Source organism: Micromonospora violae, assembly GCF_004217135.1.
In the GTDB taxonomy this organism is placed as follows: Bacteria; Actinomycetota; Actinomycetes; order Mycobacteriales; family Micromonosporaceae; genus Micromonospora; species Micromonospora violae.
Genome location: NZ_SHKK01000001.1, coordinates 3,770,555 through 3,795,115, shown reverse-complemented (window position 1 = coordinate 3,795,115; position 24,561 = coordinate 3,770,555). Strand labels below are relative to the sequence as shown.

The 24,561-nt window shown below is 74.1% G+C and carries 23 protein-coding genes; 13 read left to right on the top strand and 10 right to left on the bottom strand.

Annotated features, from left to right (window positions below; genetic code table 11):
- The first annotated feature begins 29 nt into the window (after nucleotides 1-29).
- Both EV382_RS32765 and EV382_RS16660 read left to right on the top strand, forming a co-directional pair.
- Nucleotides 30-188 (top strand): hypothetical protein, encoded by a 159-nt coding sequence (locus EV382_RS32765; protein WP_165435805.1) that lies wholly within the window; start codon nucleotides 30-32, stop codon nucleotides 186-188.
- Nucleotides 185-574 carry an Rv2175c family DNA-binding protein gene (locus tag EV382_RS16660; RefSeq protein ID WP_130403008.1) on the top strand — a complete coding sequence of 130 codons (390 nt, stop codon included), beginning with the start codon at nucleotides 185-187 and terminating at the stop codon, nucleotides 572-574. Before EV382_RS32765 ends, EV382_RS16660 begins: the two co-directional genes overlap by 4 nt.
- A gap of 133 nt (nucleotides 575-707) precedes the next feature.
- On the opposite strand, the gene EV382_RS16655 is transcribed toward EV382_RS16660, so the two are convergent.
- Both EV382_RS16655 and EV382_RS16650 read right to left on the bottom strand, forming a co-directional pair.
- Entirely contained in the window at nucleotides 708-1,790 is a 1,083-nt protein-coding gene (locus tag EV382_RS16655; protein WP_130403006.1) for a polyprenyl synthetase family protein, read from the bottom strand.
- 9 nt (nucleotides 1,791-1,799) lie between these two features.
- Nucleotides 1,800-2,189 carry a helix-turn-helix domain-containing protein gene (locus EV382_RS16650; RefSeq protein ID WP_130403004.1) on the bottom strand — a complete coding sequence of 130 codons (390 nt, stop codon included), beginning with the start codon at nucleotides 2,187-2,189 and terminating at the stop codon, nucleotides 1,800-1,802.
- Between the two features lie 246 nt (nucleotides 2,190-2,435).
- Here EV382_RS16650 and metF point away from each other — a divergent pair, with 246 nt between their 5' ends.
- Nucleotides 2,436-3,353, top strand: coding sequence for a methylenetetrahydrofolate reductase [NAD(P)H] (gene metF, locus EV382_RS16645; RefSeq protein ID WP_130403002.1), 918 nt, complete (start codon nucleotides 2,436-2,438; stop codon nucleotides 3,351-3,353).
- Between the two features lie 44 nt (nucleotides 3,354-3,397).
- Complete coding sequence (locus EV382_RS16640; RefSeq protein WP_130403000.1) at nucleotides 3,398-4,087, top strand: CDP-alcohol phosphatidyltransferase family protein; 690 nt, start codon at nucleotides 3,398-3,400, stop codon at nucleotides 4,085-4,087.
- Nucleotides 4,088-4,125: 38 nt separating this feature from the next.
- Here EV382_RS16640 and EV382_RS16635 read toward each other — a convergent pair whose 3' ends face one another.
- The 6 genes from EV382_RS16635 to EV382_RS16610 are packed head-to-tail and all read right to left on the bottom strand — an operon-like array spanning nucleotide 4,126 to nucleotide 9,445.
- Entirely contained in the window at nucleotides 4,126-5,613 is a 1,488-nt protein-coding gene (locus EV382_RS16635; RefSeq protein ID WP_130402998.1) for a phytoene desaturase family protein, read from the bottom strand.
- 11 nt (nucleotides 5,614-5,624) lie between these two features.
- Nucleotides 5,625-6,752 carry a glycosyltransferase family 2 protein gene (locus tag EV382_RS16630; protein ID WP_130402996.1) on the bottom strand — a complete coding sequence of 376 codons (1,128 nt, stop codon included), beginning with the start codon at nucleotides 6,750-6,752 and terminating at the stop codon, nucleotides 5,625-5,627.
- Entirely contained in the window at nucleotides 6,749-7,627 is an 879-nt protein-coding gene (locus EV382_RS16625) for a carotenoid biosynthesis protein (protein ID WP_130402994.1), read from the bottom strand. Before EV382_RS16625 ends, EV382_RS16630 begins: the two co-directional genes overlap by 4 nt.
- Nucleotides 7,624-8,175: a GNAT family N-acetyltransferase gene (locus EV382_RS16620; protein WP_130402992.1), complete on the bottom strand. Its 552-nt coding sequence runs from the start codon at nucleotides 8,173-8,175 to the stop codon at nucleotides 7,624-7,626. The genes EV382_RS16625 and EV382_RS16620 overlap by 4 nt, the downstream gene beginning before the upstream one ends.
- A complete protein-coding gene (locus EV382_RS16615) occupies nucleotides 8,172-8,909 on the bottom strand; it encodes a monooxygenase (protein WP_130408889.1) in 738 nt (245 codons plus the stop codon). The genes EV382_RS16620 and EV382_RS16615 overlap by 4 nt, the downstream gene beginning before the upstream one ends.
- 47 nt (nucleotides 8,910-8,956) lie before the next feature.
- On the bottom strand, nucleotides 8,957-9,445 hold the full coding sequence (locus EV382_RS16610; RefSeq protein ID WP_130402990.1) for a YbaK/EbsC family protein: 489 nt from the start codon (nucleotides 9,443-9,445) through the stop codon (nucleotides 8,957-8,959).
- Nucleotides 9,446-9,889: 444 nt separating this feature from the next.
- On the opposite strand from EV382_RS16610, the gene EV382_RS16605 reads away from it, so the two are divergent.
- The 9 genes from EV382_RS16605 (at nucleotide 9,890) to EV382_RS16570 (ending at nucleotide 20,478) form a co-directional block, all read left to right on the top strand.
- Nucleotides 9,890-10,339 carry an SAV_6107 family HEPN domain-containing protein gene (locus EV382_RS16605; protein ID WP_130402988.1) on the top strand — a complete coding sequence of 150 codons (450 nt, stop codon included), beginning with the start codon at nucleotides 9,890-9,892 and terminating at the stop codon, nucleotides 10,337-10,339.
- 102 nt (nucleotides 10,340-10,441) lie between these two features.
- On the top strand, nucleotides 10,442-11,167 hold the full coding sequence (locus EV382_RS16600; protein ID WP_130402986.1) for a hypothetical protein: 726 nt from the start codon (nucleotides 10,442-10,444) through the stop codon (nucleotides 11,165-11,167).
- Entirely contained in the window at nucleotides 11,164-12,768 is a 1,605-nt protein-coding gene (locus tag EV382_RS16595) for a DNA polymerase Y family protein (protein WP_130402984.1), read from the top strand. The genes EV382_RS16600 and EV382_RS16595 overlap by 4 nt, the downstream gene beginning before the upstream one ends.
- 225 nt (nucleotides 12,769-12,993) lie before the next feature.
- Nucleotides 12,994-16,362, top strand: coding sequence for an error-prone DNA polymerase (locus tag EV382_RS16590; protein WP_130408887.1), 3,369 nt, complete (start codon nucleotides 12,994-12,996; stop codon nucleotides 16,360-16,362).
- 93 nt (nucleotides 16,363-16,455) lie between these two features.
- A complete protein-coding gene (locus EV382_RS32760; protein ID WP_165435804.1) occupies nucleotides 16,456-16,632 on the top strand; it encodes a hypothetical protein in 177 nt (58 codons plus the stop codon).
- A 72-nt stretch (nucleotides 16,633-16,704) separates the two neighbouring features.
- Nucleotides 16,705-17,472: a methyltransferase domain-containing protein gene (locus EV382_RS16585; RefSeq protein WP_130402982.1), complete on the top strand. Its 768-nt coding sequence runs from the start codon at nucleotides 16,705-16,707 to the stop codon at nucleotides 17,470-17,472.
- Entirely contained in the window at nucleotides 17,469-18,641 is a 1,173-nt protein-coding gene (locus EV382_RS16580; protein WP_130402980.1) for an alkaline phosphatase family protein, read from the top strand. The genes EV382_RS16585 and EV382_RS16580 overlap by 4 nt, the downstream gene beginning before the upstream one ends.
- 62 nt (nucleotides 18,642-18,703) lie before the next feature.
- Nucleotides 18,704-19,963 carry a DNA polymerase IV gene (locus tag EV382_RS16575; RefSeq protein WP_130402978.1) on the top strand — a complete coding sequence of 420 codons (1,260 nt, stop codon included), beginning with the start codon at nucleotides 18,704-18,706 and terminating at the stop codon, nucleotides 19,961-19,963.
- Nucleotides 19,964-20,079: 116 nt separating this feature from the next.
- Nucleotides 20,080-20,478: a DUF3040 domain-containing protein gene (locus EV382_RS16570; RefSeq protein WP_030334542.1), complete on the top strand. Its 399-nt coding sequence runs from the start codon at nucleotides 20,080-20,082 to the stop codon at nucleotides 20,476-20,478.
- A gap of 289 nt (nucleotides 20,479-20,767) precedes the next feature.
- Here the strand turns inward: EV382_RS16570 and EV382_RS16565 are convergent, their stop codons facing one another.
- Together EV382_RS16565 and EV382_RS16560 are read right to left on the bottom strand one after the other, a co-directional pair.
- Nucleotides 20,768-23,245 (bottom strand): transglutaminase TgpA family protein, encoded by a 2,478-nt coding sequence (locus tag EV382_RS16565; protein ID WP_130402976.1) that lies wholly within the window; start codon nucleotides 23,243-23,245, stop codon nucleotides 20,768-20,770.
- 16 nt (nucleotides 23,246-23,261) lie between these two features.
- Nucleotides 23,262-24,560: a DUF58 domain-containing protein gene (locus EV382_RS16560; RefSeq protein WP_130402974.1), complete on the bottom strand. Its 1,299-nt coding sequence runs from the start codon at nucleotides 24,558-24,560 to the stop codon at nucleotides 23,262-23,264.
- Nucleotide 24,561: the final 1 nt, after the last annotated feature.

Here is a 24,561-nt window from a genome sequence, read left to right as displayed (position 1 = left end):
AGGCAGTCTATGCGTCCAGGGGGCGAAGGATGAACAGGATGCTACAGCCGTACGCCGAACTGGTCCGTCCGGCCGCGCTCTGCGCCCCATTTTTGCTGGTCAGCGGCGATCGGGGCAGCGGGCGGTGCGGGGTCGACCGGGGTGCCGGTGGCTCGTCGCGGCGGCGGCGTGGCAGGGTGGTCGGGTGACCGAACCCGTACCCGACCAGGCCGCGCCCGGCCTGGAGCTCGCCGGCCCCACCGACCCGGCCGGCTGGTTGACCCTGCCCGACGTCGCCGAACGCCTCGACGTGTCGATCAGCAAGGTGCACCAGATGATCCGTGACCGGGAGTTGTTGGCCGTCCGCCGCGATGGCGTCCGCCGGATCCCCGCGGACCTGGTTGCCAACCAGACCGTGCTCAAGCACCTGCCCGGCGTGCTCAACCTGCTCTCCGACAACGGCTACGACGACGAGGCCATCCTGCGCTGGCTCTACGAGCCGGACGACACCCTCCCCGGTGCCACCGCCGCCGCCGCCCTCTCCGGCGACCAGGCCCGCGAGGTAAAGCGCCGAGCCCAAGCCCAAGCCTTCTAAACCCACCCACCCCACCCTCTTGCCCGCATTGATCATGAGGTTAGCGGCGCGACACGCCGAGGCGAAGGTCGCTAACCCCATGATCAACGCCGCGAGGCGGGGGGAGGGGGGAGGGTGGGGCGGGGGAGGGGGGTTAGTCGGCTCGGCGGGTTGCGGCTATGGCCAGGTCGACCAGGGCTTGGCGGGCCTCGGTGTCGAGGTCGACGGCGGTCAGCGCGGCCAGGGCGGCGTCGGTGAGGGTGACGATCCGCTGCTCGGTGCGGGCCAGCGCCCCACTTCCCGAGATCACCTCGCGGAGCTGGGCTACCCCCTGCTCGTCCAGGTTCGGGTCGCCGAGTCGGCCGAGCAGCAGCTCACGGCCCGCGTCGTCGGTGGCCTCCACGGCCGCCGCCACCAGATAGGTGCGCTTGCCCTCGCGCAGATCGTCCCCGGCCGGTTTGCCGGTCAGCGTCGGGTCGCCGAAGACCCCGAGCACGTCGTCGCGGAGTTGGAACGCCTCGCCCAGCGGCAGCCCGTACGCCGAGTAGGCCGTCCGTACGTCCTCCGGCGCGTCGGCCAGCGCGGCGCCGAGCAGCATCGGACGCTCGACGGTGTACTTCGCGGACTTGTACCGGGCGACCTTGCTGGCCCGTTCCATCGAGGTGTCGCCGGTGACCTGCGTCAACACGTCGAGATACTGCCCGACGGTCACCTCGGTGCGCATCTCGTCGAAGACCGGCCGGGCCCGGGCCAACGACCACAGATCCAGGCCCGCGGAGTGCAGCAGCTCGTCGGACCAGACCAGGCAGAGGTCACCGAGCAGGATGGCCGCGGCGTCGCCGAAACCGTCCGGGTCGCCACCCCAACCGGCCTCCCGGTGCCGGGTGGCGAACCGTCGGTGTACCGCAGGCTCACCGCGACGGGTGTCGGAGCGGTCCATCAGGTCGTCGTGGATCAGGGCGCTGGCCTGGACGAACTCCAGCGCGGCGAGGGCGGTGAGCACCTGGTCGCCGTCCACCCCGCCGGCCCCCCGGAACCCCCAGTACGCGAACGCCGGACGTAGCCGCTTGCCGCCACCGAGCACGAACGCCTCGATCGCCTCGGCCACCGGACCCAGCGCGTCGTCCACGGCGGCGAGCCGGACCCGTTGGCCGGCGAGGAACTCGGTGAGCGCCTTGTCGACGCGCTGCCGCAGGTCGGCGCGGTCGACGGGGGACACGGGAGCAGCGTGGGTCACGCTCCGACGCTAGCCGGTCGTCGTGACTCGTGCTCCACCGCCACGCGTTGTCCCGCCGGTGCGGCCGGGACCCGTTCGCCCCGCCGGTCGCGCGCGGGCCACCGGTGCGTGGCCCGGCCCGGCGGCGCGCGTCGAGCCGGCCCGTCGGGTGGCCGCGGCCGCGTCGGCGAGCACCACCAGCGGTACGTCCAGGACGACGGCGAGCCAGCCGAGCCAGAACCCGCCCGGCACGCGACGCTGCCGTTCCCACCGGGAAATCTCGTGCCGACTCAACGTCGGCACCCCGGCCACGGCACACAGCTCGGTGGCGGCTCGCTGCTGGCTCCAGCCACGGGCCAGTCGGCACCGGGCCAGCAGCGGCCCGAGCTGCGTGGGGCGCGGCGATGCGGGCGGGATCATGGGTCCTCCTGGCGGGCGTCGGCACGGTGACGACCCATCCGCCGACCGGACGGGACCGGCGTCACCGCTCGGTTGCTGACCCCCGCACGGGACCTGAGGGCCACCCCCGCCGCCCCTCCCGCACCGCCTCTTCCTACCTCGGAGGTACGACGTCTTTCCGCCCGGCGGGTCGGCCGGGCCGGGCGGCACCGGCCGCTGGGTGGGAAGGGCCTGGGTCCTGGTGCCGTCGACCGCTAGAGTCGGGTCGTGGCGCTCGGTCTTCCCTCGACACTCCCCAATCCGCAGCCGGCGATCGGGGAGCTCATCCGTGAGCACCAACCGACCTTCTCGTTCGAGTTCTTCCCACCCAAGACTCCGGCGGGAGAGCAGCTGCTCTGGCAGGCGATCCGCGAGCTGGAGTCCCTGCGCCCGTCGTTCGTGTCGATCACGTACGGCGCCGGCGGCTCGACCCGGGACACCACCGTGGCGGTGACCGAGCGGATCGCCACCGAAACCACCCTGCTGCCGATGGCCCACCTGACCGCGGTCAACCATTCCGTCGCCGAGCTGCGGCACGTGGTCGGCCGGCTCGCCGGGGTGGGCGTGCGCAATGTGCTGGCCGTTCGTGGCGACCCCCCGGGCAACCCGGGCGGTGAGTGGATCCGTCACCCCGAGGGCGTCGACTACGCCGAGGACCTGGTCCGTCTGGTGCGCGACGCCGGCGACTTCAGCGTCGGCGTGGCGGCCTTCCCGTACAAGCACCCCCGCTCGCCCGACGTGGCCAGCGACACCGCCCAGTTCGTCCGCAAGTGTCGGGCCGGCGCGGAGTTCGCGGTCACGCAGATGTTCTTCGACGCCGACGACTACCTGCGACTACGTGACCGGGTGGCCGCTGCCGGCTGTGACACCCCGATCCTGGCCGGGGTGATGCCGGTGACCCAGATCGGCACCATCGAACGGTCCGTGCAGCTGTCCGGTGCGCCGTTCCCGCCGGCGTTGGCGGCCCGTTTCGAACGCGTCGCCGACGACCCGGAGGCCGTCCGCCGGCTCGGCATCGAGCAGGCCAGCGAAATGTGCCGTCGCCTGCTGGACGAGGGCGTGCCGGGAATCCACTTCATCACCCTCAACCGGTCCACCGCGACCCGCGAGGTCTGGCAGAACCTGAAGGCCGGCGCCCGCGTGTGAACGCTGCGCCTGCGACACCTGTTGCCCGGCACGACGGTTGATCCGTGGTGGGCACACAGCTGAACTGGGATCAGTACGCCACGGCGTGGGCGCGGTTGCACGGCGGGTTCGACCCTCGGGTCGCGGCACCGGTGGTGCGCGCCTGGCTGCGGTTCGCGTACCACGTCGGGTACGTGCTGGGTCGGCTGCGGGTCAGCCCCACCGCGGTCACCGTGGCTGGGGTGCTGCTCTGCTTCTGCGTACCGTTGCTGGTGGGCCGGTCGGGGGATGGGCTGTTCCTCGGCGCGCTGTTCGTGCTGCTCGCCGCCGTGGCGGACAGCGTGGACGGTGCGGTGGCGGTCGCCACCGGCCGCACCACCCGGCTCGGCTACGTCTACGACTCGGTCGCCGATCGGCTCGGTGAGGTGGCGTGGCTGCTGGCGTTCTGGCTGGTGGGCGCGCCGGGTGGGCTGGTCGTCGCGGGTGGCGCGCTGTCCTGGTTGCACGAGTACGTGCGCGCGCGGGCGGTCGCCGCGGGCATGCGGGAGATCGGCGCGGTGACCGTGGGCGAACGCCCCACCCGGGTCTCGGTGGCGCTGGCCGGCTTGCTGGTCGCCGGGCTGGCCGGGTTGATCGAGCCGGACCTGGCCGCCGGCACCATCACCATGGCGACCTCGGTCTGGGTGCTGCTGGCCGCCTTCGGCCTGGGCCAACTGCTCTCCAGCATCCGTCGCGCCCTCCTCGACGCCGGCTGAGGGGCCGAGCCAGGCCGGCTCGACGCCGGCTGAGCGGTCTACCAGGCGGGGCCGATCTCGTCGGCGACGATCTGCGCGGAGAGGGTCACCATCGGCAATCCGCCGCCCGGGTGGGTGGAGCCACCCACCAACCAGAGTCCGTTCGCCGGGCCCCGATTGGCCGGGCGGAGCAGCCCACCGGCGGTGCCGTAGATCGAGCCACCGGGGGCGCCGGTCGCCACACCCAGGTCGGCGGGGGTGCGGATCTCGTGGAACAGCAGCCGGTCGCGTACGTCCACGCCGCGCCGCGCCAGCACGTCCAGGATCCGGTCGGCGTACGCGTCGGCCAGCCCCGGACGTCGCCAGTCGACCGCGCCCGCCGCGGTGCCGTGGCGGGGTGCGTTGACCAGCACGAACCACGCCTCGTGTCCGGCTGGGCGGACCATCGGGTCGTCGGCCACGGTGACGAACACCGCCGGGTCGGCCGCCGGTCGGGCCCGTACGCCGCGCCCGGGGTCACCGAAGACCGCGTCGAACTCGGCGTCGTAGTCGTCGGGGAAGAAGACGTTGTGGTGGGCCAACCCGGTGTTGCCGGCGACGCCGAGCAGCAGCACGAAGCCGGCGAGGCTGCGGTCGGTCAGCCCGGCCAGCCGGCGCGGGTGCGGCAGCAGGTCACGGTAGACGGTGAGTGCGTCCACGTTGGCCACCACCACGTCGGCGGGCACCGGGGCGGTGACGCCGGCGAGGCGTACCCCGTGCACCCGGCCGCCGGTGGCGTCGATCCGGGTGACCGTGGCGTCGGTCTGCACGACCACCCCGAGGTCCAGGCAGCGCGTCAGCAGCGCGTCGGCGAGCGTGCCCAGCCCGCCGCGCAGGTACCAGCCGCCGAAGGCCAACTCGGCGTAGGGGACCGCGACCAGCGCCGCCGGTGCCCGACGTGGGTCGGCGCCGGTGTAGGTGGCGTACCGGTCCAGCAGCATCCGCAGCCGTGGGTCGGACAGGTGCCGGCGGCCCAGGCCGCGCAGACTGCGGCCCGGGGCGATGGCGGCCAGGTCGCCGACGCGCCAGGCCAGTGCCGCGAGGTCGCGGGGGGAGTCGACGGTACGGCGCAGGATGTCCCGCGAGGACGCCTGCCACACCCGCGCCGCCCGCCGCCACAGCCGCTGCCAGTCGGCTGCCGCCCGGTCACCGAGGGCGGCCCCGATCCGGGCGGTGAACTCCACCGGGTCGGCGCACGAGTCCAGGGTCGGGCCACCGCCGGGAAAGACGTGCCGGACGATCGGGTCCAGCGGCACCAGGTCCAGGTATTCGTCGAGCTTCGCCCCGGTCGCCTCGAACAGGTCGTGGAAGACCTCGGGCAGGGTGAGCAGACTCGGCCCGGTGTCGAAGTGGAACGACCCGGCCGGGGTGTCGTGCGTGTACCGGCCGAGCTTGCCGCCGACCGTGTCGGCCCGCTCGAAGACGGTCACCTGGTGCCCGGTAGCGGCCAGCCGGGCGGCGGTGGCGAGGCCACCCACCCCGGCGCCGACGACCACGATCCGCGCCATGCCGCGTCCTCCTAGCTGACCAGGCGGCCCCGCCAGGTCAGGCGGCGTCGCTTTCGCAGATGGTACGACCGCAGGGTCAGCCAACCGAGGACCACGACCGACACGGGGTGTGCGAGCGCGTCGGGCCACCACCGGCCGCCGGTCGCGCGGGCGGTGAGCACCCGCCCGAGCACCCCGAGCAGGTAGCCGGTCAGGCCGACGGCGGCCACCCACGGCGCGCCCACCGCCGTACCCGCGAGCGCGATCAGCGGTGGGGCGGTGTAGAGCAGCAGCAGCGCCGCGACCACGGCCGCCGCCGCGCCCGGGTGGCCGAACGACGCCCAGAGCGACTTCGAGTACCCGTCGCGCAGTTGCGGCCAGTCGTCGTACATCCGGCAGGTGGCCAGCCGGGAGCCGTCGGCCAGGGCGATCCGCCCACCGGCCCGCTTGACCGCCCGGGCCAGCTCGACGTCCTCCAGGATCTTGTCGGCGACCGCGGCGTGCCCGCCGGCGGCGGTGTAGCCGGCCCGGTCCACCACCAGGAACTGCCCGCCCGCCGCGGCCAGCGACGGCCGCGGCGAGCGCTCCATCGCACGCAGCGGCAGGAAGGTCAGCCAGAGCCACTGCAACAGCGGCTGCACCAACCGGTCGGCCGCCGTCGCCACCACGATCCGGGGGTACGGCGACAGCAGCGTCACCCGGGCGGCGCGTAACTCGGTGACGGCCGCGGCCACGGCCTGCGGGGCGAGCACCACGTCGGCGTCGACGAAGACCAGCGCGGTGGCGTCCGGGTCGGCCCGGGTGGCCAGCTGCCAGCAGGCGTGCGGCTTGCCCAGCCAGCCCGGCGGTGGGGCGACCCCGGTGAGCAGCGTGACCCGGGGGTCGTCGTCGGCCACCGCGCGGACCACGTCGGCGGTGCCGTCGGTGGACCCGTCGTCGAGGACCACGACGCGTAGCCCGGGTACGCCGCGCTGGGCGAGCAGGGCGCGCAGGCAGGGCGTGACCCGGGTGGCTTCGTCGCGCAGCGGCAGCAGCACGGTGACCGGTTCGTCGACGTCGTCGGGCCGGTCGGTGGGCCGACGCAGCCACCGGGTGGCGTTGAGCCAGGTGTGCCCGGTCAACGCGGCGACGGCGATCAGCAGGGCGAGCAGGACGGTCATCGGGTCGCGTCGACGCCGGGCCGGTGTGGCTGGTGGCTCACCGGCCGCAGGTGGCGGTTGTGCCGGGCGCGGAGCAGGGTCACCGCCAGGGGTACGGCGGTCACCGACATGCCGGCGGCGCCCCAGAGCGCGGAGGCGGGCAGGTCGAGGAAGACGGCGTGGGCCAGGATGCTGGAGAAGTACGTCCACAGGTAGAGCGCGACCATGGGGTGGTCCCGCCGACCGGTGCGCTCGGCGGCCGGCCCGGCCAGTGGGCGCAGCGCGCTCATCAGCAGCACCGCGAAGAGCAGCCAGCCCAGGTAGTTGCTGACCGGGATGCCGGCCAGGCCGGGCAGGGCCGGGGTGGCGTCACGCCAGACCCAGTAGCCCTCGGCCACCATCTGCGGGTCGAGGAAGAGGTCCCAGGCGGCCAACCCCACGGTGGCCAGCGCGATCCGCCCCATCCATCGGCCCACCGTCGACGCGCTGCCGTCGGCTGTCCGCCCGTTGCCGTCGGCCGGCGCGGCGTCGCCGCCGGTCAGTCGGACCGCCGCCAGCCAGGCCGGCCAGGCCATCCAGGTCCAGGCCAGCGGAATGATCAGTGGTACGCCGGCCAGCTTGGGACCCAGCTCTCCGGAGTAGTCGTAGCTGCCGAACGGCACTCCGGTGGCCACTCCGATAGCCTCGATCGCGAACCCGCCGCCGGTGGCCACCGCGACCAGCGCCGCCGCCACCCGTGGGCCTCGGCTGAGCAGCGCGTGGCCGACGGAGAGCAGCCAGCCGAGGACGACGGTGGCCACGGTGAGCCCGGCCCGGGTGGCGCCGGTGGTGAGTGGGTAGCAGATCTGGGCGAGCACCAGGACGGCGAGCAGCGTCCAGGAGATCCGCCGGGTCATGACGTCGGTGGCTCGAGCGGCAGATCCCGACCGAGCACACCGAACGGCCGCTCGTCGCCGGGGAAGTGGAAGTTGCGCAGCACGTCGACGAAGCCGAACCGCCGGTACAACCGCCAGGCCCGCGAGGTCTGCTCGTCGGCCTCCGGGGTGGACAGCAGCGTGGTGTCGCCCTCGGCCATGCCGAGCAGCGCGCGCAGCTGACCGGTGCCCAGGCCGTGCCCCTGCGCCGGTGGCCGGACGTGCAGCTCGACCACCTCGAAGCAGTGGGGGAGCCAGCGCGTGCGGGTCGGGGCGTCCAGCGCGCGGTGCACCTGGTCGTGCCACCACTGACCGGAGGCGCCCAGGTAGCCGTAACCGAAGCCGGCGAGGTGACCCTCGCTGGTCAGGCTGGCGACCGCCCGGAAACCCGGCCGGCGAACGTGGGTGGCGATGTAACCGCGCCGGGCCTCCAGCAGGTCGGTGCGGTATCCCATCGCCTCGCCGTAGACGGCCACCACGTCGTCCAGCCGCCGAACGAGATCGTCCGGCGTCCAGCGCACCAACCTCATGCCCGTCCACCCTTCACCGTTTCCGGGCCGCCGTCGGCGACCCACCCGAGCACCGACCGGTCGCCGACCACGTCGCGCACCTCGAACCGGGCGAACAGTTCCTCGGCGTACCAGCCCGCGGTGGGGGTTCGCATGATCGCCGCCCGATGCTCCGGGTGACGGTACGCGAACGCCACCAGGTCCGTCGGGTCGCGCCACACGCTCACCGTGCCCTGCCAGCCCAACGGTGCCTCGCCGATCCCGAACCGGGCCAGCAGCCCGGGCGCGTCGCGCAGGGCGGCGGCCACCGGCGGGATCGCCCGCCAGAAGGTGGCGGCCCGGCGGGCTCGCAGCCGAGCCCGGGTCAGTGCCAGCACCGGGCCGGTGACCCGGCCGCCCGACGGGTCGCCGAACGGCCGCTGGCCGGACCACTCGCCCCGGCTGGTCAACGGGCGCAGGTCGATCCGGGCCCGGGCCTGGGCGATGCGCGCCCAGGCCCGACCGACCGGCGAGTCGTCGAAATCGGCGGCCGCGGCGGGGGAGTCCCAGGCGGTCAGCGCCGCCCACCGGGTCAGGTCGGCGTCCCCTGGCCCGAAGTCGGTGCCGGTCCCGGTGCCCAGCAGCTTGCCGAACCGGGCGCCCGGGAGGGCACGCAACCGGCGTGGATCCAGCGCCATCCGGGTCAGGGCCCGGGGCAGCGCGCCGCGGGAGGTCCGCCACACGTGCAGCGTGACCAGTTCCGGCGCCGGGCTCACGCCTCCGTCTGACGGCGGCGCTGGCGCGTCGGTGCTGGTCCGCTCGCTCACGCCACCTCGGCGGGGGTGCCGGTGGTGACCCGCAGCAGCTCGGCGTAGGTGGTCGGGAAGACCGCCTGGGGTACGCCCCCCGCGGCCCAGATCTCCGGGTACGCCGCCAGCGCCGTGTCCACCAGGGTGCGTAGTGGGTGCGGGTGCCCGAGTGGGGCGACTCCGCCGATCGGCTGCCCGGTGTGGGCCCGGACGAACTCCGGGGTGGCCCGGCGCAGGTGGGTGACGCCGATCGATGCCGCCAGGCCGGCGGTGTCGACCCGGTGCGCGCCGGAGGTGAGGACGAGCAGCGGCGTGTCGTCCGCGTCGAAGATCAGGGAGTTGGCGATCTGGCCGACCTCGACGTCGAGCGCCTCGGCGGCCGCCGCAGCGGTGTGCACCGCGTCGGGCAGCAGACGGACCGTGCTGGGCTCACCGGCGCCGTCGAGCGTGCCGGCGGCGGTGAGCGCGTCCTGCACCGCTCGTACGTTCGGGTGTGGCTGCATGTCGTCATTCTCCCCGGTTTTTCCGGTGGGGGTTCACCCGGCCGGCACGCTCAGCGCGTCACACGTTGCATTTTCGTCGGAGGGGAGGTGTACTGTCAGCAGCAGTTAGAACGAGTGTTCGATTGCCTCGAACGTTCGTTCCAACCAGCCGGAGCGCGACGTTTCGCGGCGTCACCTCCGGCCGGTGCGGCTCCGCGGGCCGCACCTGGGTTTCCGGGCAGTCGCGAGCCTGGTCCCAACAGGCAGGAGCGTCGCCCGCCGCCCACGACCCCCGGGCGGCGGGCGACGCACCCGCCGGTCCGCCGGCCGGGTGTGGTGTGGGGAAGCATCCACACCCGGCCGGCCACACCCGGTGCGTCTTCCTCCGCACCACCCGACCTCGGCGTCTCGTCGGCGGCACCAGCCGCCACAGTGACGTCTCGGCCACGTGGAGGAGAGACATCCATGCCGACCAACCCGGCTCAGGCACCGACGGTGCCGGCGCACGTGCTGCCGCACCGCACCCCCGCCCAGCTCCTCACGTTGGCCCGCCGTGGGCTGGTCGAGGCCGACCAGACCCGACCTGACGGCCTGCGTTACGCGGCCGCCCACCTGGCCGCTCTGCGCGCGGCGGCGGCCCTGCTCGCCGCCCGGGCCCGACCCGCGCCGAGTCGTCGCAACCGGATCACCAGCGTCTGGGTCCTGCTCTGCGCCGTCGCTCCGGAGCTCGACGAGTGGTCCCGGTTCTTCGCCGCGGGGGCCGGCAAGCGCGCCGCCGCCGAGGCCGGCATTCCCCGGGTGGTCAGCGCCCGGGAGGCCGACGATCTGCTCCGCGCTGCCGAACAGTTCGTCACGGTGGTGGAGACCGCGCTCGGCGTGGCCCACCAACCGGCCCTGGACGGCCTCGCCGCCTGATCCCGCCGTGCCACCGGCCGCCCCGCGGGGGGAGCCGGGCGGCCGGTGGCACGGCGTGCCGGTCCTGATCTGATCCACAGCAACGACGGGGGAGTTGGTCCAATGGCGGGCCGCATGGTGGTCGGTTCCGCCGCGCTGGCCGATCTGGTGCGCCCGGCGAGCGCACCCGACCCGGTCGGTGGCCACCGGGTGCTGCCGGTGGTGCCCGAGCTGACCGGTCTGCTACCCAACCGGGGCCTGCGGCGGGGCAGCACCATCGCTGTCGCCGCCGGCCAGCCCCGCCGCAGCGGCGGCACCTCGCTGATGCTGGCCCTGCTCGCCGAGGCGTCCCGGGCCGGCTCGTGGTGCGCCGTGGTCGGGGTGCCGACATTCGGCGCGGGCGCCGCCGCTGAGCTGGGCATCGCCCTGGACCGGCTGGCCCTGGTGCCGAATCCCGGCCCCGAGTGGGCCACCGTGGTCGCCGCGCTGATCGACGGGGTGGACGTCGTGGTCACCACCGTGCCGGCGACGGTCTCCGCCTCGGTCGCGACCCGGTTGGCCGCCCGGGCCCGGCAGCGCGGCAGCGTGCTCGTCCCGTACGGGCGGTGGGACGGCGCGGACGTGACGCTGCAGGTGGTCCGTGGGGTCTGGGAGGGGCTCGGGCGGGGCCGGGGGCGGTTGCGTCGCCGGGAGATCACCGTCTCGGCGCGCGGGCGCGGAGCGGCCGCCCGACCCAAGGAGATCAAGGTCTGGCTCCCGGGCGACGAGCTGACCCGGGTGATCCCTCGTACGCTGCCGTCGCCCGTGGGCCGGTCGGCCGCGCCACTCGCCCTGGTCGGTCGAGAGTGACCGGCACACCGGCACGGACTCTGCTGCTGTGGTGCCCGGACTGGCCGGTGCTCGCCGCCGAGATCGTCGACGGGGTGCCGGCGACCGGCCCGGTCGCCGTGCTGCACGCCAACCGGGTGGTCGCCTGCTCCGAGCGGGCCCGCGCCGAGGGGGTGCGTCGAGGGCTGCGCAAGCGGGAGGCGCAGGGTCGCTGCCCACAGCTCACCGTCGTGGAGTACGACCCGGGCCGGGACGCCCGGGCGTTCGAGCCGGTGGTGGCCGCGGTGGAGGAGTTGGTCGCCGGCGTCGAGGTGGTCCGTCCGGGCGCCTGCGCGGTGGCCGCCCGGGGGCCGGGCCGTTACCTCGGCGGCGAGGAGGCGGCCGCCGAGCGGATCATCGAGCACGTGGCCCAGTCGTGCCTGGTGGAGAGCCAGGTCGGCATCGCCGACGGGGTGTTCGCGGCCGGGTTGGCCGCTCGGGCTGGCCGGGTGGTGGCACCGGGCGGGACACCGGAGTTCCTGGCCGGGTTGCCGGTCGAGGCGCTCGGCCGGTCGGCGTTGGCCGACCTGCTGCGCCGGTTGGGGGTACGAACCCTCGGCGACTTCGCCGCCCTGCCGGCCGGCGACGTGTTGGCCCGGTTCGGGTTCGACGGCGCGTTGGCCCATCGACTGGCCGCCGGGCGGGACCACCGCCCACTCGCCGTCCGGCAGCCGCCGGCCGACCTGACGGTGACGGCGGAGCACGACGAGCCGATCGACCGGGTCGACGCGGCGGCGTTCGTGGCCCGGGCGCTGGCCGAGCAACTGCACGAGCGGCTGGCCGGGCACGGGCTGGCCTGCACCCGGCTGGGCATCGAGGCGGTCACCGAGCACGGGCAGGAGCTGCACCGGGTGTGGCGGCACGACGGCCTGCTCACCGCGGCGGCCATCGCCGACCGGGTGCGCTGGCAGCTCGACGGGTGGCTCTCCGGCAGCAACGGCCGTGCCGGTGCCCGACCGACGCGACCGACGGCCGGCATCATCCGGTTGCGCCTGATCCCGGACGGGGTGATCGCCCAGGCCGGTCTACAGGCCGGCCTCTGGGGGGAGACCGGCGAGGAGCGGGAGCGCGCGCACCGGGCGTTGAGCCGGGTGCAGGGCATCCTCGGGCCGGAAGCGGTGGTCACCGCGGTGCTCGGTGGTGGGCGCTCCCCGGCCGATCAGGTGCGACTGGTGCCGTGGGGCGACGAACGCCTCCCCGCCCGGCCCGGCCCGCCGGCTGGCGCCGATCCGGCCACCGGCCGAGGTGAGGGCGCTCCGCCGTGGCCGGGCCGGCTGCCGGCCCCCGCGCCGGCGGTGGTGCTGCCCAGCCCGCTCGCGGCGACGGTGCACGACGCCGCTGGCGAGCCGGTGGTGATCAGCGCTCGGTTGGCGGTGAGCGCCGCGCCCGCCCGACTGGTGGTCGGCACCGGTCAGCCAGCGGAGATCGTGGGCTGGGCCGGCCCGTGGCCGGTGGACGAGCGCTGGTGGGCGCCGGCCGAGGCCCGCCGCCGGGCCCGGTTCCAGGTCAGCCTGGCCGACGGTGCTGCCCTGCTGCTGGCCGTGGAGTCGGGGCAGTGGTTGGTGGAGGCGATCTATGACTGAGTCAGGTCGATCCCTGCCCGGCGTCGGCTGGCTCCGCGCTGGCCGGGGAGCAGATGTCCTGATGAGCGTGATGACTCACAGACATCTTGATGCCTGTGAGTCATCACGCTCATCGCACCTCCCGCCGTCGGCGGGGCGACCGCCGTCGTGTTCGTCGTCGACCCGGTCGCCCAGCGTCCCTCGGCCGAGCAGTACCGGGCCGAGCAGCACGGCCGGAGCGGCCGGATGAGCTTTCACAACCCGAAGATGCCCTGGTCGGAGCTGGAACGCGTGCTCTCCGGCCGGGCCGGCGACAAGCGGGGGAGCCGGGGTGAGCGGCACCTGCACGTGGTGGACCCGCTCGCCGTGGACGCCGACGGCGGTGACTCCCCGGCCTGGAGCCGCCGCCGCGAGCAGTACCAGCCGCCGGAGCTGACCCGCCCCGACGGCGTGGTGCCCTACGCGGAGCTGCACGCGCACACCAACTTCAGCTTCCTCGACGGCGCCAGTCACCCGGAGGAGATGGCGGAGGAGGCGGCCCGGCTGGGGCTCACCGCGCTCGCCGTCACCGACCACGACGGCTTCTACGGGGTGGTCCGCTTCGCCGAGGCGGCTCGTACGCTGGGTCTGCCGACGATCTTCGGTGCGGAGCTGTCCCTCGGCCTGCCCGGTCCGCAGAACGGCGAGCCTGACCCGCACGGCGCGCACCTGTTGGTGCTCGCGCACGGCCACGAGGGGTACGCCCGGCTGGCTACCACCATCGCCCGGGCTCAGCTACGCGGCGGGGAGAAGGGCCGCCCGGAGTACGGGGACCTGGAGGAGGTCGCCGCCGAGCTGCGTGACCATGTGCTGGTGCTGACCGGCTGCCGCAAGGGGCACGTGCCGGGGGCGCTGCTCACCGAGGGGGTGGACGCGGCGGCCCGCGAGTTGGATCGGCTGACCACGCTCTTCGGCGCGGAGACGGTGGCGGTGGAGCTGACCGACCATGGTCATCCCGTGGACGCCGACCGCAACGACGCGCTCGCCGACCTGGCCGCCGCGGCCGGGTTGCCGACGGTGGCCAGCAACAACGTGCATTACGCCAGCCCTGGGCGGCGTCGGCTGGCCACCACCGTCGCCGCGGTCCGGGCCCGCCGCAGCCTGGACGAGATCGACGGGTGGTTGCCCGCGGCGGCCACCGCCCACCTGCGCAGCGGCGCGGAGATGGCGGCCCGGTTCGCCGCGTACCCGGGTGCGGTGGCGCGGGCCGCCGAGTTCGGCGCCGAGCTGGCCTTCGACCTTCAGCTCGTCGCGCCGCAGCTACCGGCGTACCCGGTGCCGCCGGGGCACACCGAGATGAGCTGGCTGCGGAAGCTGACCGCTGACGGGGCACACGAGCGCTACGGGCCACCGCAGGCGCACCCGGCGGCGTACGCGCAACTCGACCACGAACTGAACATGATCGAGGAGCTGGGTTTCCCCGGTTACTTCCTGGTGGTCTACGACATCGTCACGTTCTGCCGTGACCAGGACATCTACTGCCAGGGTCGGGGTTCGGCGGCGAACTCGGCGGTCTGTTACGCGTTGCGGATCACCAATGTGGACGCGGTCCGGCACCAACTGCTCTTCGAGCGGTTCCTCGCCCCGGAACGGGACGGCCCACCCGACATCGACGTGGACATCGAGTCCGACCGCCGGGAGGAGGTGATCCAGCACGTCTACACCCGCTACGGCCGGGAGCACGCCGCCCAGGTCGCCAACGTCATCTCCTACCGGCCCCGGTCGGCCGTGCGGGACGTGGCCAAGGCCTTCGGCTACTCGCCGGGGCAGCAGGACGCCTGGAGCAAGCAGATCGATAGGTGGGGCTCGGTCGCCACGGTCGATGTGGAGAACATCCCCGAGCAGGTGGTGGCGTACGCCAACGAGTTGCAGACGTTCCCGCGGCACCTGGGCATCCACTCCGGTGGCATGGTGATCTGCGACCGGCCGGTGATCGAGGTTTGCCCGGTGGAGTGGGGGCGGATGCCCGGACGCAGCGTCCTGCAGTGGGACAAGGACGACTGCGCCGCGGTGGGCCTGGTCAAGTTCGACCTGCTCGGCCTGGGCATGCTCTCCGCCCTGCACTACGGCTACGACATGATCGGGTCCCGGCTCGACCTGGGCGACATGACCCTGGACGACCCGGAGGTCTACGACATGCTCTGCCGGGCCGACTCGGTCGGGGTGTTTCAGGTGGAGAGCCGGGCCCAGATGGCCACCCTGCCCCGGCTCAAGCCCCGCGAGTTCTACGACCTGGTGATCGAGGTGGCGCTGATCCGGCCCGGCCCGATCCAGGGCGGGTCGGTGCACCCGTTCATCCGGCGCAAGAACGGCCAGGAGCCGGTGACCTTCGCGCATCCGCTGATGCGCAACGCGCTGGAGAAGACCCTGGGTGTGCCGCTGTTTCAGGAGCAGCTGATGCAGCTCGCCATCGACCTGGCCGGCTTCGACGCGGCCGAGGCCGACCAGCTGCGCCGGGCGATGGGCGCCAAACGGTCGGTGGAGCGGATGACCCGGATCGCCGACCGGCTCTACGCCGGGATGGCCGAGCGGGGCATCACCGGTGAGCTGGCCGACGACGTCTACCGCAAGCTCACCGCGTTCGCCAGCTACGGCTTCCCGGAGAGCCACGCGATGAGCTTCGCCTACCTGGTCTATGCCAGCTCCTGGCTCAAGCGTTACCACCCGGCGCCGTTCCTGGCCGCGTTGCTCAACGCCCAGCCGATGGGTTTCTACTCGCCGCAGACCCTGGTCGACGACGCCCGCCGGCACGGGGTGGAGGTCCGTCGTCCGGACATCAACGCCAGTGGGGCGTTGGCGGTGTTGGAGTCCACCCCGGAGACCCGGTGGGGCAGCGGGCCGGGGGAGCCACCACACGCCTGGGGGCTGGGCGGCCCCGCCGTCCGGCTCGGCCTGTCCAGCGTGCGGACCCTCGGGGCCGAGGTGGCCGAACGGATCGAGGCCGAACGGGTCGCCGGTGGGCCGTACCGGGACATGCCGGATCTGGCCCGGCGGCTCGGTCTCACCGCCGCGCAGTTGGAGGCGTTGGCCACCGCGGACGCCTTCGCCTGTTTCGGGCTGACCCGACGGCAGGCGCTGTGGGCCGCCGGGGCGGCGGCCCAGGACCGGCCGGGTCGGCTGCCGGGCACAGTGACCGGCGCGGCGGCGCCCACGCTGCCCGGAATGGAGGCGGTGGACCGGCTGGTCGCCGACGTGTGGGCCACCGGGTTGTCGCCGGAGAGCCATCCGGCCCGGTTCATCCGGGGTCAGCTCGACGTGCTCGGCGCGGTGCCGATCGCCCGGCTCGGCCGGGTGGAGCCGGGGCAACGGATCCGGGTCGGTGGCATCGTCACCCACCGGCAACGCCCGGCGACCGCGGGCGGGGTCACCTTCCTCAACCTGGAGGACGAGACGGGGATGCTCAACGTCACCTGTTCGCCGGGTCTGTGGCAGCGCTACCGGCGGGTGGCGCGGACCAGCGCCGCGCTGGTGGTCCGGGGGCGGTTGCAGCGGCACGAGGGGGTGACCAATCTGGTCGCCGACCGACTGGACGCCATCGAGCCGCCGGTGAGTCCCGCCTCCCGTGACTTCCGCTGATTCAGTGATCCACATTACGGTTTCCCGAGCCGTCGAGCGGGAGACTCGTCCCGAGCGGGCAGAGCGGCCCGTGATCCGTGAGGGGGAACGACAGTGACGGGAAATCACGCGTACACAGGTGGAATCGCCAACGCCCGGCGGACCCGACTGGGCACCGGCTGGGTGCCGGCGCACCTCGCCGACCCCCGCGAGTACGAGGTGACCAACGGTCCGGTGGCCAACGAGCGCCGGTCCCGCGCGGAGGACGAGGCCGAGGGCACCGAGGCCTGACCGGAGCCCGCGCCACGCACCGATGGGCGTGTGGTGGGCACCCACCACACGCCCGCACCATCACCGGGCCGGGTGACTAGGCTCGACCGGGTGGAGCAGACCCGAGGCCGGTTCGCCGAGCCGCCGCTGACACCCCGCACCGCCGTGATCTGGTCGGTGCTGCGCGCCGAACTGGACCGGCGCGGCGACGCCGAGCTCACCGTGCTGGACGTGGGCGGCGGCACCGGCGGTTTCGCCGTCCCACTGGCCCGCGCCGGGCATCGGGTCACCGTCGTCGACGCCAGCCCCGACGCGCTCGCCGCGCTCACCCGCCGCGCCGCCGAGGCCGGGGTGCCCGACCGGATCGCCGCCGTGCAGGGCGACGGTGACGCCCTCGCCGGGCTGGTCGAGCCGGCCGGCGTCGACCTGGTGCTCTGCCACGCCGTGCTGGAGGTCGTCGACGACCCGACGCCGGTGGTGGCCGCGTTGGCCACCGCGCTGCGCCCGGGCGGCGCGGCGAGTGTGCTGGTGGCCGGCCGGGCCGCCGCCGTGCTGGGCCGGGCGATGAACGGGCACCTGGACGTCGCGACCACACTGGCCGCCGATCCGGCCGGCACCGCGGGGCCGCGCGACACACTGCGCCGACGCTACGACGCCGCCGGCGCCGCCGCGCTGCTCGGCGCCGCCGGGCTCGTGGTCGAGGAGATCCACGGGGTACGCGTGCTGGCCGACCTGCTGCCGGCCGCGGTCGCCGACGGGCAGCCCGCCGCCCTGGTCGAGCTGGAACGTGCGCTGGCCGCCCAACCGCCGTACCGGGACCTGGCCGCCCAGCTGCACCTGTTCGCCCGCCGGCCGGCATGATCGCCGAGGCCGGTGGCGTGCCGGCGCCGCTGGAGATCCTCGGGCCGCAGCACGGCGGCGGCCGGCTCGCCGACGTGCTGCCCAGCGCGCTGGCCGTGCTGGGGGTGCCCGGCGCGGCCGACCCGCTCGGGTTGGTGCCCTCGTTGGCCGGGGTACGCCGGATCGCCGTGCTGCTCGTCGACGGGCTCGGCTGGTACCAGCTGCCGACCGCGGCACCGTACGCGCCGACGCTCGCCGGGCTCGCCGCGACGGTGGCCCGCCCGCTCATCGCCGGTTTCCCGTCCACCACCCCGACCAGCCTGGTGTCGCTGGGCACCGGTGTCGCGCCGGGCGCGCACGGGGTGCTCGGCTTCACCGTGCGGGTGCCCGGCACCGATCGGGTGCTCACCCATACGGACTGGGCCGCCGATCCGTCGCCGCTGCACTGGCAGCCGGTGCCCACCCAGTTGGAGCGGGCCCGCGCCGCCGGGGTGACGACGACAGTCGTGAGTCGGCCGGAGTTCGGCGGCAGCGGGTTGACAGTCGCCGCCAACCGGGGTGGCGACTTCCGGGGCGCCGCCGGTGGGGACGCGGTGGCCGCTGCCATGCTGGCCGCGCTGGCCACCGGCCCCGGGCCGACCCTGGTCTCCGGTTACCACGCCGACCTGGACCGCTACGGCCACGTCTACGGCGTCGACTCGGAGCCCTGGCGGGTCGCCGCCGCCGAGGTGGACGCCCTGGTCGCCCGGCTGCTCGACGGGCTGCCCCCGGACGCGGCGCTGCTGGTCACCGCCGACCACGGGCAGCTCGACATCCCCGCCGCGCACCGCTTCGACCTGGACACCGACCCGCGGCTGCGGGCCGGCGTGCGGCTGGTGGCCGGCGAGGCCCGGGTGCGTTACCTGCACGCCGAGCCCGGCGCGGTCGACGACGTGCGGGCCGCCTGGTCCGAGGTGCTGGGCGGTGCGGCCCGGGTACGCACCCGCGCCGAGATGGTGGCCGCCGGCTGGTTCGGGCCGGTGCCCGAGGAGCACCTGGGCCGGATCGGCGACGTGGTGGTGACCTGCAACGACACGTACGCGGTCATGGCCAGTCGCACCGAGCGGCCGATGGCGTCGAAGTTGGTGGCCTACCACGGGTCGGACACCGCCGCCGAGCTGACCGTGCCGCTGCTGGCCATCCGGGGCTGACCCGGGGCGGGTTCGGCCCACTGGCCGCTGGTGGTGTCGTACCCCCGGGTTAACCTGCCGGGATGGGCCGCAGTCAGTCGTTGCCCCGGGGCGACGATCCGCGCTTCGGGCCGGACGCCGACGACTCCGCCAGCCCGATCCTGCACGTCGACATGGACGCCTTCTTCGCCGCGGTCGAGGTGCGCCGCCGCCCCGAGCTGCGTGGCCGGCCGGTGGTGGTCGGCGGCGTCGGCCCGCGCGGGGTGGTCAGCTCGGCCAGTTACGAGGCCCGCCGATACGGCGTACGCAGCGCCATGCCGACCAGTCAGGCCCGGGCCCGCTGCCCCCACGCGGTCTACCTGCCACCGGATTTCCCCGCCTACACGGCCGCCTCCCGCGCGGTCATGCAGATCTTCCGGGACGTCACGCCGCTGGTCGAGCCGCTCTCCCTCGACGAGGCGTTCCTCGACGTGACCGGCGCCCGTCGGCTCTTCGGCTCCCCGGCCACCATCGCCCGGCTGATCCGTCGCCGGGTCGCCGACGAACAGGCGTTGACCTGCTCGGTCGGGGTGGCGCCGACCAAGTTCGTGGCGAAGCTGGGTTCCACCCGGGCCAAACCGGACGGCCTGCTGGTCGTGCCCCCGGGGCAGGTGCTCGACTTCCTGCACCCGTTGCCGGTGAACGCCCTGTGGGGAGTGGGTGAGCGCGCCGCCGAGGCGCTGCGCCGGTTCGGTCTGGCCACCGTCGGCGACCTCGCCGAGGCGCCGGTGGGCATGCTGCGCCGAGCCGTCGGCGCCGCCTCGGCGGCGCACCTGCACGAGTTGGCCTGGGGGCGCGACCCGCGCGGGGTCAGCCCCGAGCACGTCGACAAGTCGATCGGCGCCGAGGTGACCTTCGACGTGGACGTGGCCGACCCGGTGGAGATCCGCCGGGCGTTGCTCGCGCTCAGCGCGAAGGTGGGCGTCCGGTTGCGCGGCTCCGGGCAGGTCGGGCGCACCGTCTCGCTCAAGGTCCGACTGGCCGACTTCCGCACCGTCAGTCGATCTCGCACCCTCGACGTGCCCACCGACACCGCCCGCGAGATGTTCGACACGGTCTGGGCGCTCTACACCGCCTTGGACCCGGGCGAGCGGATCCGACTCGTCGGTGTCCGGGTGGAGGGGCTCGCCCCGGCGCAGGGCGCTCCCCGGCAACTCACCCTCGGCGCGCCGGAGCGTGGCTGGCGCGAGGCGGAAGCTGCCGCGGACGCCGCGGCTGCCCGTTTCGGGCGGTCCGTCATAGGTCCGGCCAGTCTGATGGGCGACCGTGATCCCCGTCGAAACGAAAATCCACCCCGCCCATAGGTCGTCCCGCTTTCCGACGCGCGACCCCCCTCGTAGACTTGCGGGTAAGCAGCCGGTTGGCTGCCACGGTCTGTCGGCCCGAGTGGGCCTGACCAACGTGACCGGGGAGGAGTGCCGTGCCGCTCTCGGAGCACGAGCAGCGGCTGTTCGAGCAGATCGAGCGGTCGCTTGCCGAGGACCCCAAATTCGCCTCGGCCGTGCGCGCCAGCGATCCGCGCTTCCATGCGCGGCGTCGCCTGCTCGTCGCCGCCGGCGTCATCATCGCTGGCTTGGCTCTACTGGTCTATGGCGCGGTGATCAAGACTCCACCACTGGCGGTGGCGGGCTTCGTCGTCATGCTGGCGTCGGCCGCGTTCGCGGTGCAGTCGCACCGGCGGGCGCAGTCACCCGACCTGCACGTGGTGGGCGGCACGACGAGTCGTCGTCGTCCGCGCGGTGGCCGATCTGGTCGCCGGTCGTCGATCCTGGACCGGATGGAGGACAGGTGGCGGCAGCGCCCGGAGGGGCACCGCTGAGCCGGTCCCGCCGCTGAGGCGGACCGTACGTCGCGACGAGCGGTCGCCGGGGACAGGCCCCGGCGACATCCGTCGTATCCGCGTGCCCTCCTTCGCCGCCCACTCTCCACCTGATCGTGCACGATCCTGCCTGTCGTGGGGTCGTGAGGTCGTGAGGTCGTGGGGTCGTGGGGTCGTGGCGTCGTGGCGTCGTGGGCGAGGGGAACCCTTGCGCCACTCATGATCACTGACGTGCGGCCATCAAGTGATCATGAGTGGCGAGGTGGGTCTCGGTCAGCGAGCCGCTCGGTCAGCGAGCCGCTCGGTCGGCCAGCAGCCGTCGAGGGCTCCACCGCAGCAGCCGGTACCGGGCCCGCGCGGTGAGCGCCACCATGCGGCCGGACCTGTCCGCCAGGCCGGTCCGCCACCGCAGCAGCACCGAGGGCGGCAACAGGGCGGCGAGCAGGCGGGTCCGCCGGTCTGCCCGCGCGGCGAGCACCCCGCGGACCGTGCGCAGCGCCGGCAGCAACGGCTCACCGGTCAGCGGATCCCGCGCGTAACGGGCCCGCTCCTCCGCCTGGCCGAGCAGCCGCGCCGACCCCACCGCCGCAGGGTCGTCGTCGAGGGCGTCCCGGACGAGCCGGTCCGCGGTCGCCCGGGGCGTCTCGGTCGGATCGACCGGGAGCCGGAAGTCCACCAGTGTGTCCAGCAATTCCGCCCAGGCGGCGTGCGCGTCCGCGCGGGCCTGGTTGGCGTCCGCGCCGAGCACCACCACCGGCCGCGTCCCCGGCTCGCTGTCGCCGTCGACCCGGGCCGACGCCATCGTCCCGCTCACCGCTCGGCCACCCCGTCGGCGGCGGAGAGCCACCCGGCGCAGAGCGGGTACGGCGAGCAACGCCAGCAGGGCCACCAGGCCCGCCGCCCACCAGGGCCAGACCGGTGGCTGCTCGTTCGGCGTCGTCCCACCGAGCGACAGCCCGTTGTCGGTGTCGCGGTCGGCGTTGTCCGGGCCGGCCGGCCCGGCCGAGGCATCCGGATCCGACGGGGTGTTCGCGACGCCGGTGTCCGGGTTCGACGGCTCCGGCGCGTCAGTGTCCGGCGCCCAGGCCGACCGCGTGGAGCCGGGCACCCCGTACGCCGGGGTGGCGTCGAACGGCACCCAACCGGCCCCGTCGAAGTAGACCTCGGTCCAGGCGTGCAGGTTGAGGTTGGTCAGCGTGAAGGTGTCACCGTCGCGCTTGCTGCCGTTGGTGAACCCGAACGCCACCCGGGCCGGAATGCCGGCGGCGCGAACCAGCCAGGCCATCGCGGCGGCGTACTGCTGGCAGTAACCGACCTTGTTGGTCAGGAAGTTGACGATGTCCTGACCGCTGCTGCCGCTCTCGGTGCTCAACCGGTAGCTGAACCCGTTGTCCGCCGAGAAGTGCCGGTAGATCGCCAACACCTTGTCGTAGTCCGTGCGCTTGCCCTGGATCAGCTCCGTGACCAACGCCTCCACCTCGGGCACCACCCCGGGGGTGGCGGTGAGCTGTCGGCGTAGGGGGTGCTCGGCCGGCAGTGTCCGCGCGGCCCGCAACGCCTCCGGGGTGAAGGTCGAGCGGACGTAGTCGAAGGAGTACTTCCGACCCCGGGAGTTCTCCCGGTTGGAGAAGACGACCTGCTGGTTGGTGTCGTAGAGCCAGTTGTCGCTGAGGTCGTCGGTGCGGGTCGGCTCGGCGTACACCGGCATCAGCGACATGCTCAGGCTCTTGGTGACCTCGACGGTCGCCTGGTAGGTGGTCTGCCGCACACCTTGGCCGGCGCGGTCGGCCGGGTTCGGCAGGCCCTCGTTGACCGACCGGCCACTCGGGTTGCGTGCCTGGAAACCATTGGGGCGTAGCTCGTCGGCGACCGCGTAGCGCAGGTAGAACGGGTTCGGCTCGGACGTCTTCACCTTGACCAGGTCGGCCACCTGGGACTGGTTGAGCTGGCCGGCGAGCGAGGCGAACAGGTCGATCCGACCCGAGTTGCCGCCCGAGCCGTTCCCGTTGCCCATGCCGTTGCCCGGCCCTCGGCTGAGGGAGTCGAGCAGCCCGCCGGTCATGCCGGGCACCGCCAGCGGCAGCGCCACCGCCAGGGCCACCCCGACCGCCGCGAGCCGGCGGCCGGCGGACGCCAGCGGCGAGGCCTCCCACACGTCTATGTCGCGGCCGTCACCGGTGAACCGGCGGCCGAAGCGGCGTACCCGGTCGACGTTGTCGGTGACCAGCAGCCAGAGGTAACCGGCGGCGCCCACCACGAACGGCACCGCGGGGACGCTGTCCACGTAGACGGCGACCGGCACCGAGTAGATGGCGAGCATCGGCAGCCCTGCCAGCGCGGGCCGGCGCATCCCCACGGCCAGTACGTCCACCAGCACGGCGACCGCGCCGACGCCGAGCACGGCGATGAACAGCAGCGGGTTCGTGTCCGGGACCTCGACGCCGTACGAGCGCATGTCCTGCATGGAACCGCCGAGCAGCTCACCGAAGTACGCGAGCGTGCCCGGGGTGGGCAGAATCGCGAACAGCTCGTCGCCGCTGGGGAACAGCCAGGTCAGGGCGAGCATCAGGCCGGCCAGCATGCCCAGGACCTGACCCCACAGCGGGGCCCGGACGAGTCGGGTCAACGCGGCCGCCCCGGCCACCACGGCGACCGCGATGATCGACTCGATCAGCCACGTCCAGCTTCGGAAGATGGCCGACAGCGGCGCGGAGGCCAGCAGCGTGGCCACGGCCGCCACCACGCCGATGTTCCGACTGCTGATCATGAGGGGAGCCTTCCGTTCATCGGACACCGCCGGCGACGGTCTCGGCCAGCGCGGCCCGCAGGGCGAACCCCTGGGCGCCCCGGCCGGCCTGCGGCCACAACGCCGGTAGGCGGCCGCCGTGGTCGACGCCGACCACCCGCCAGCCGCTCTGCAACATGGCGAGGACGGCGGCGGCGTGGGCGTGCTCCGCCTCGGCCCGGGCCTTCTCCGGCAGGCTGAGCCAGGTGGAGCTGTTCAGGAGGAAGCCGACGCAGGTGGCGCCGTTGCCCCGCAGCCCGGCCAGCAGCTCCGCCTCGGCCACGCTCACCGTGCCGAACAGGCCGATGATCAGGCCGCCGTCGGAACGTTGGCGGACCCGCTGCACCAGGTCGGTGATCTCGGCCCGCTGATCCAGTCGTACCTCGGCGAGGTGGTCGAGCAACGCCCCGTCGCCGCCGGCCTCCGAGGCGTCCACATCTGCCCCCGAGCCGGTGACCAGGCGCAACTTGTAGCCGGCCTGACGCAGGTGGACGGCGATGCTCGCGGCGGCCGAGACCGACCACTCGAAACTGGCCGTCGGCCCCTCGCCCCGGTGGCCGTACGCCCGGGTGTCCAGGACGACGGTGGCCCGGCTCTCCCACGGTTGCTCCTCACGGCGCACCATCAGCTCGCCGGTGCGGGCCGTGGACTTCCAGTGCACCCGGCGCAGGTCGTCGCCGCGCCGGTACTCCCGCGTCGCCGCGTCGTCCTCACCGTGCACCGCCACCGAGCGGGCCCGGCTGTCGCCGCTGCCCGCGTACTCCCCGGGGAGCCGGACCGACGGCAGCGGGGTGACCTGCGGGATGACCGTCAGGTGGTCGGTGGTGGGGAAGGACCGGGTGAGTTCGCAGAGACCGAACGGGTCGGTCATCCGGACGACCAGCGGGCCCACGTCGTAGCGGCCCCGCACGTCGGCCCGGACGGTGTACGCCACGGAGCTGGCCTGGTGCGCACCGAGCCGTTCCAACACCACCCGGGGTCGGCTGCCCAGCGCGTAGGGCAGCCGGTCTTCCAGGAGCAGGGTGCCGGTCGGCAACCGGGAGAGGTTCTGCAGGCGCAGCACCACCCGGGAGTTGGCCCCGACCGGAACCCGGTGCGGGTCCAGTGAACGGTTGCAGGCCAGCTTGTAGCGGCTCCGCCCGACGTAGGTGGCGGCCAACAGCGGCAGGATGGCCAACAGCACGGCCACCCGGAGCAGGTCCTTCTCGCCGAGGATGCCGGCCGAGATGGCGGCCGCGACCGCGGCGGCGAGGAAGGACCGCCCGCGGGTGGTCAGCCCGCGTAGCCCGGCACGCACG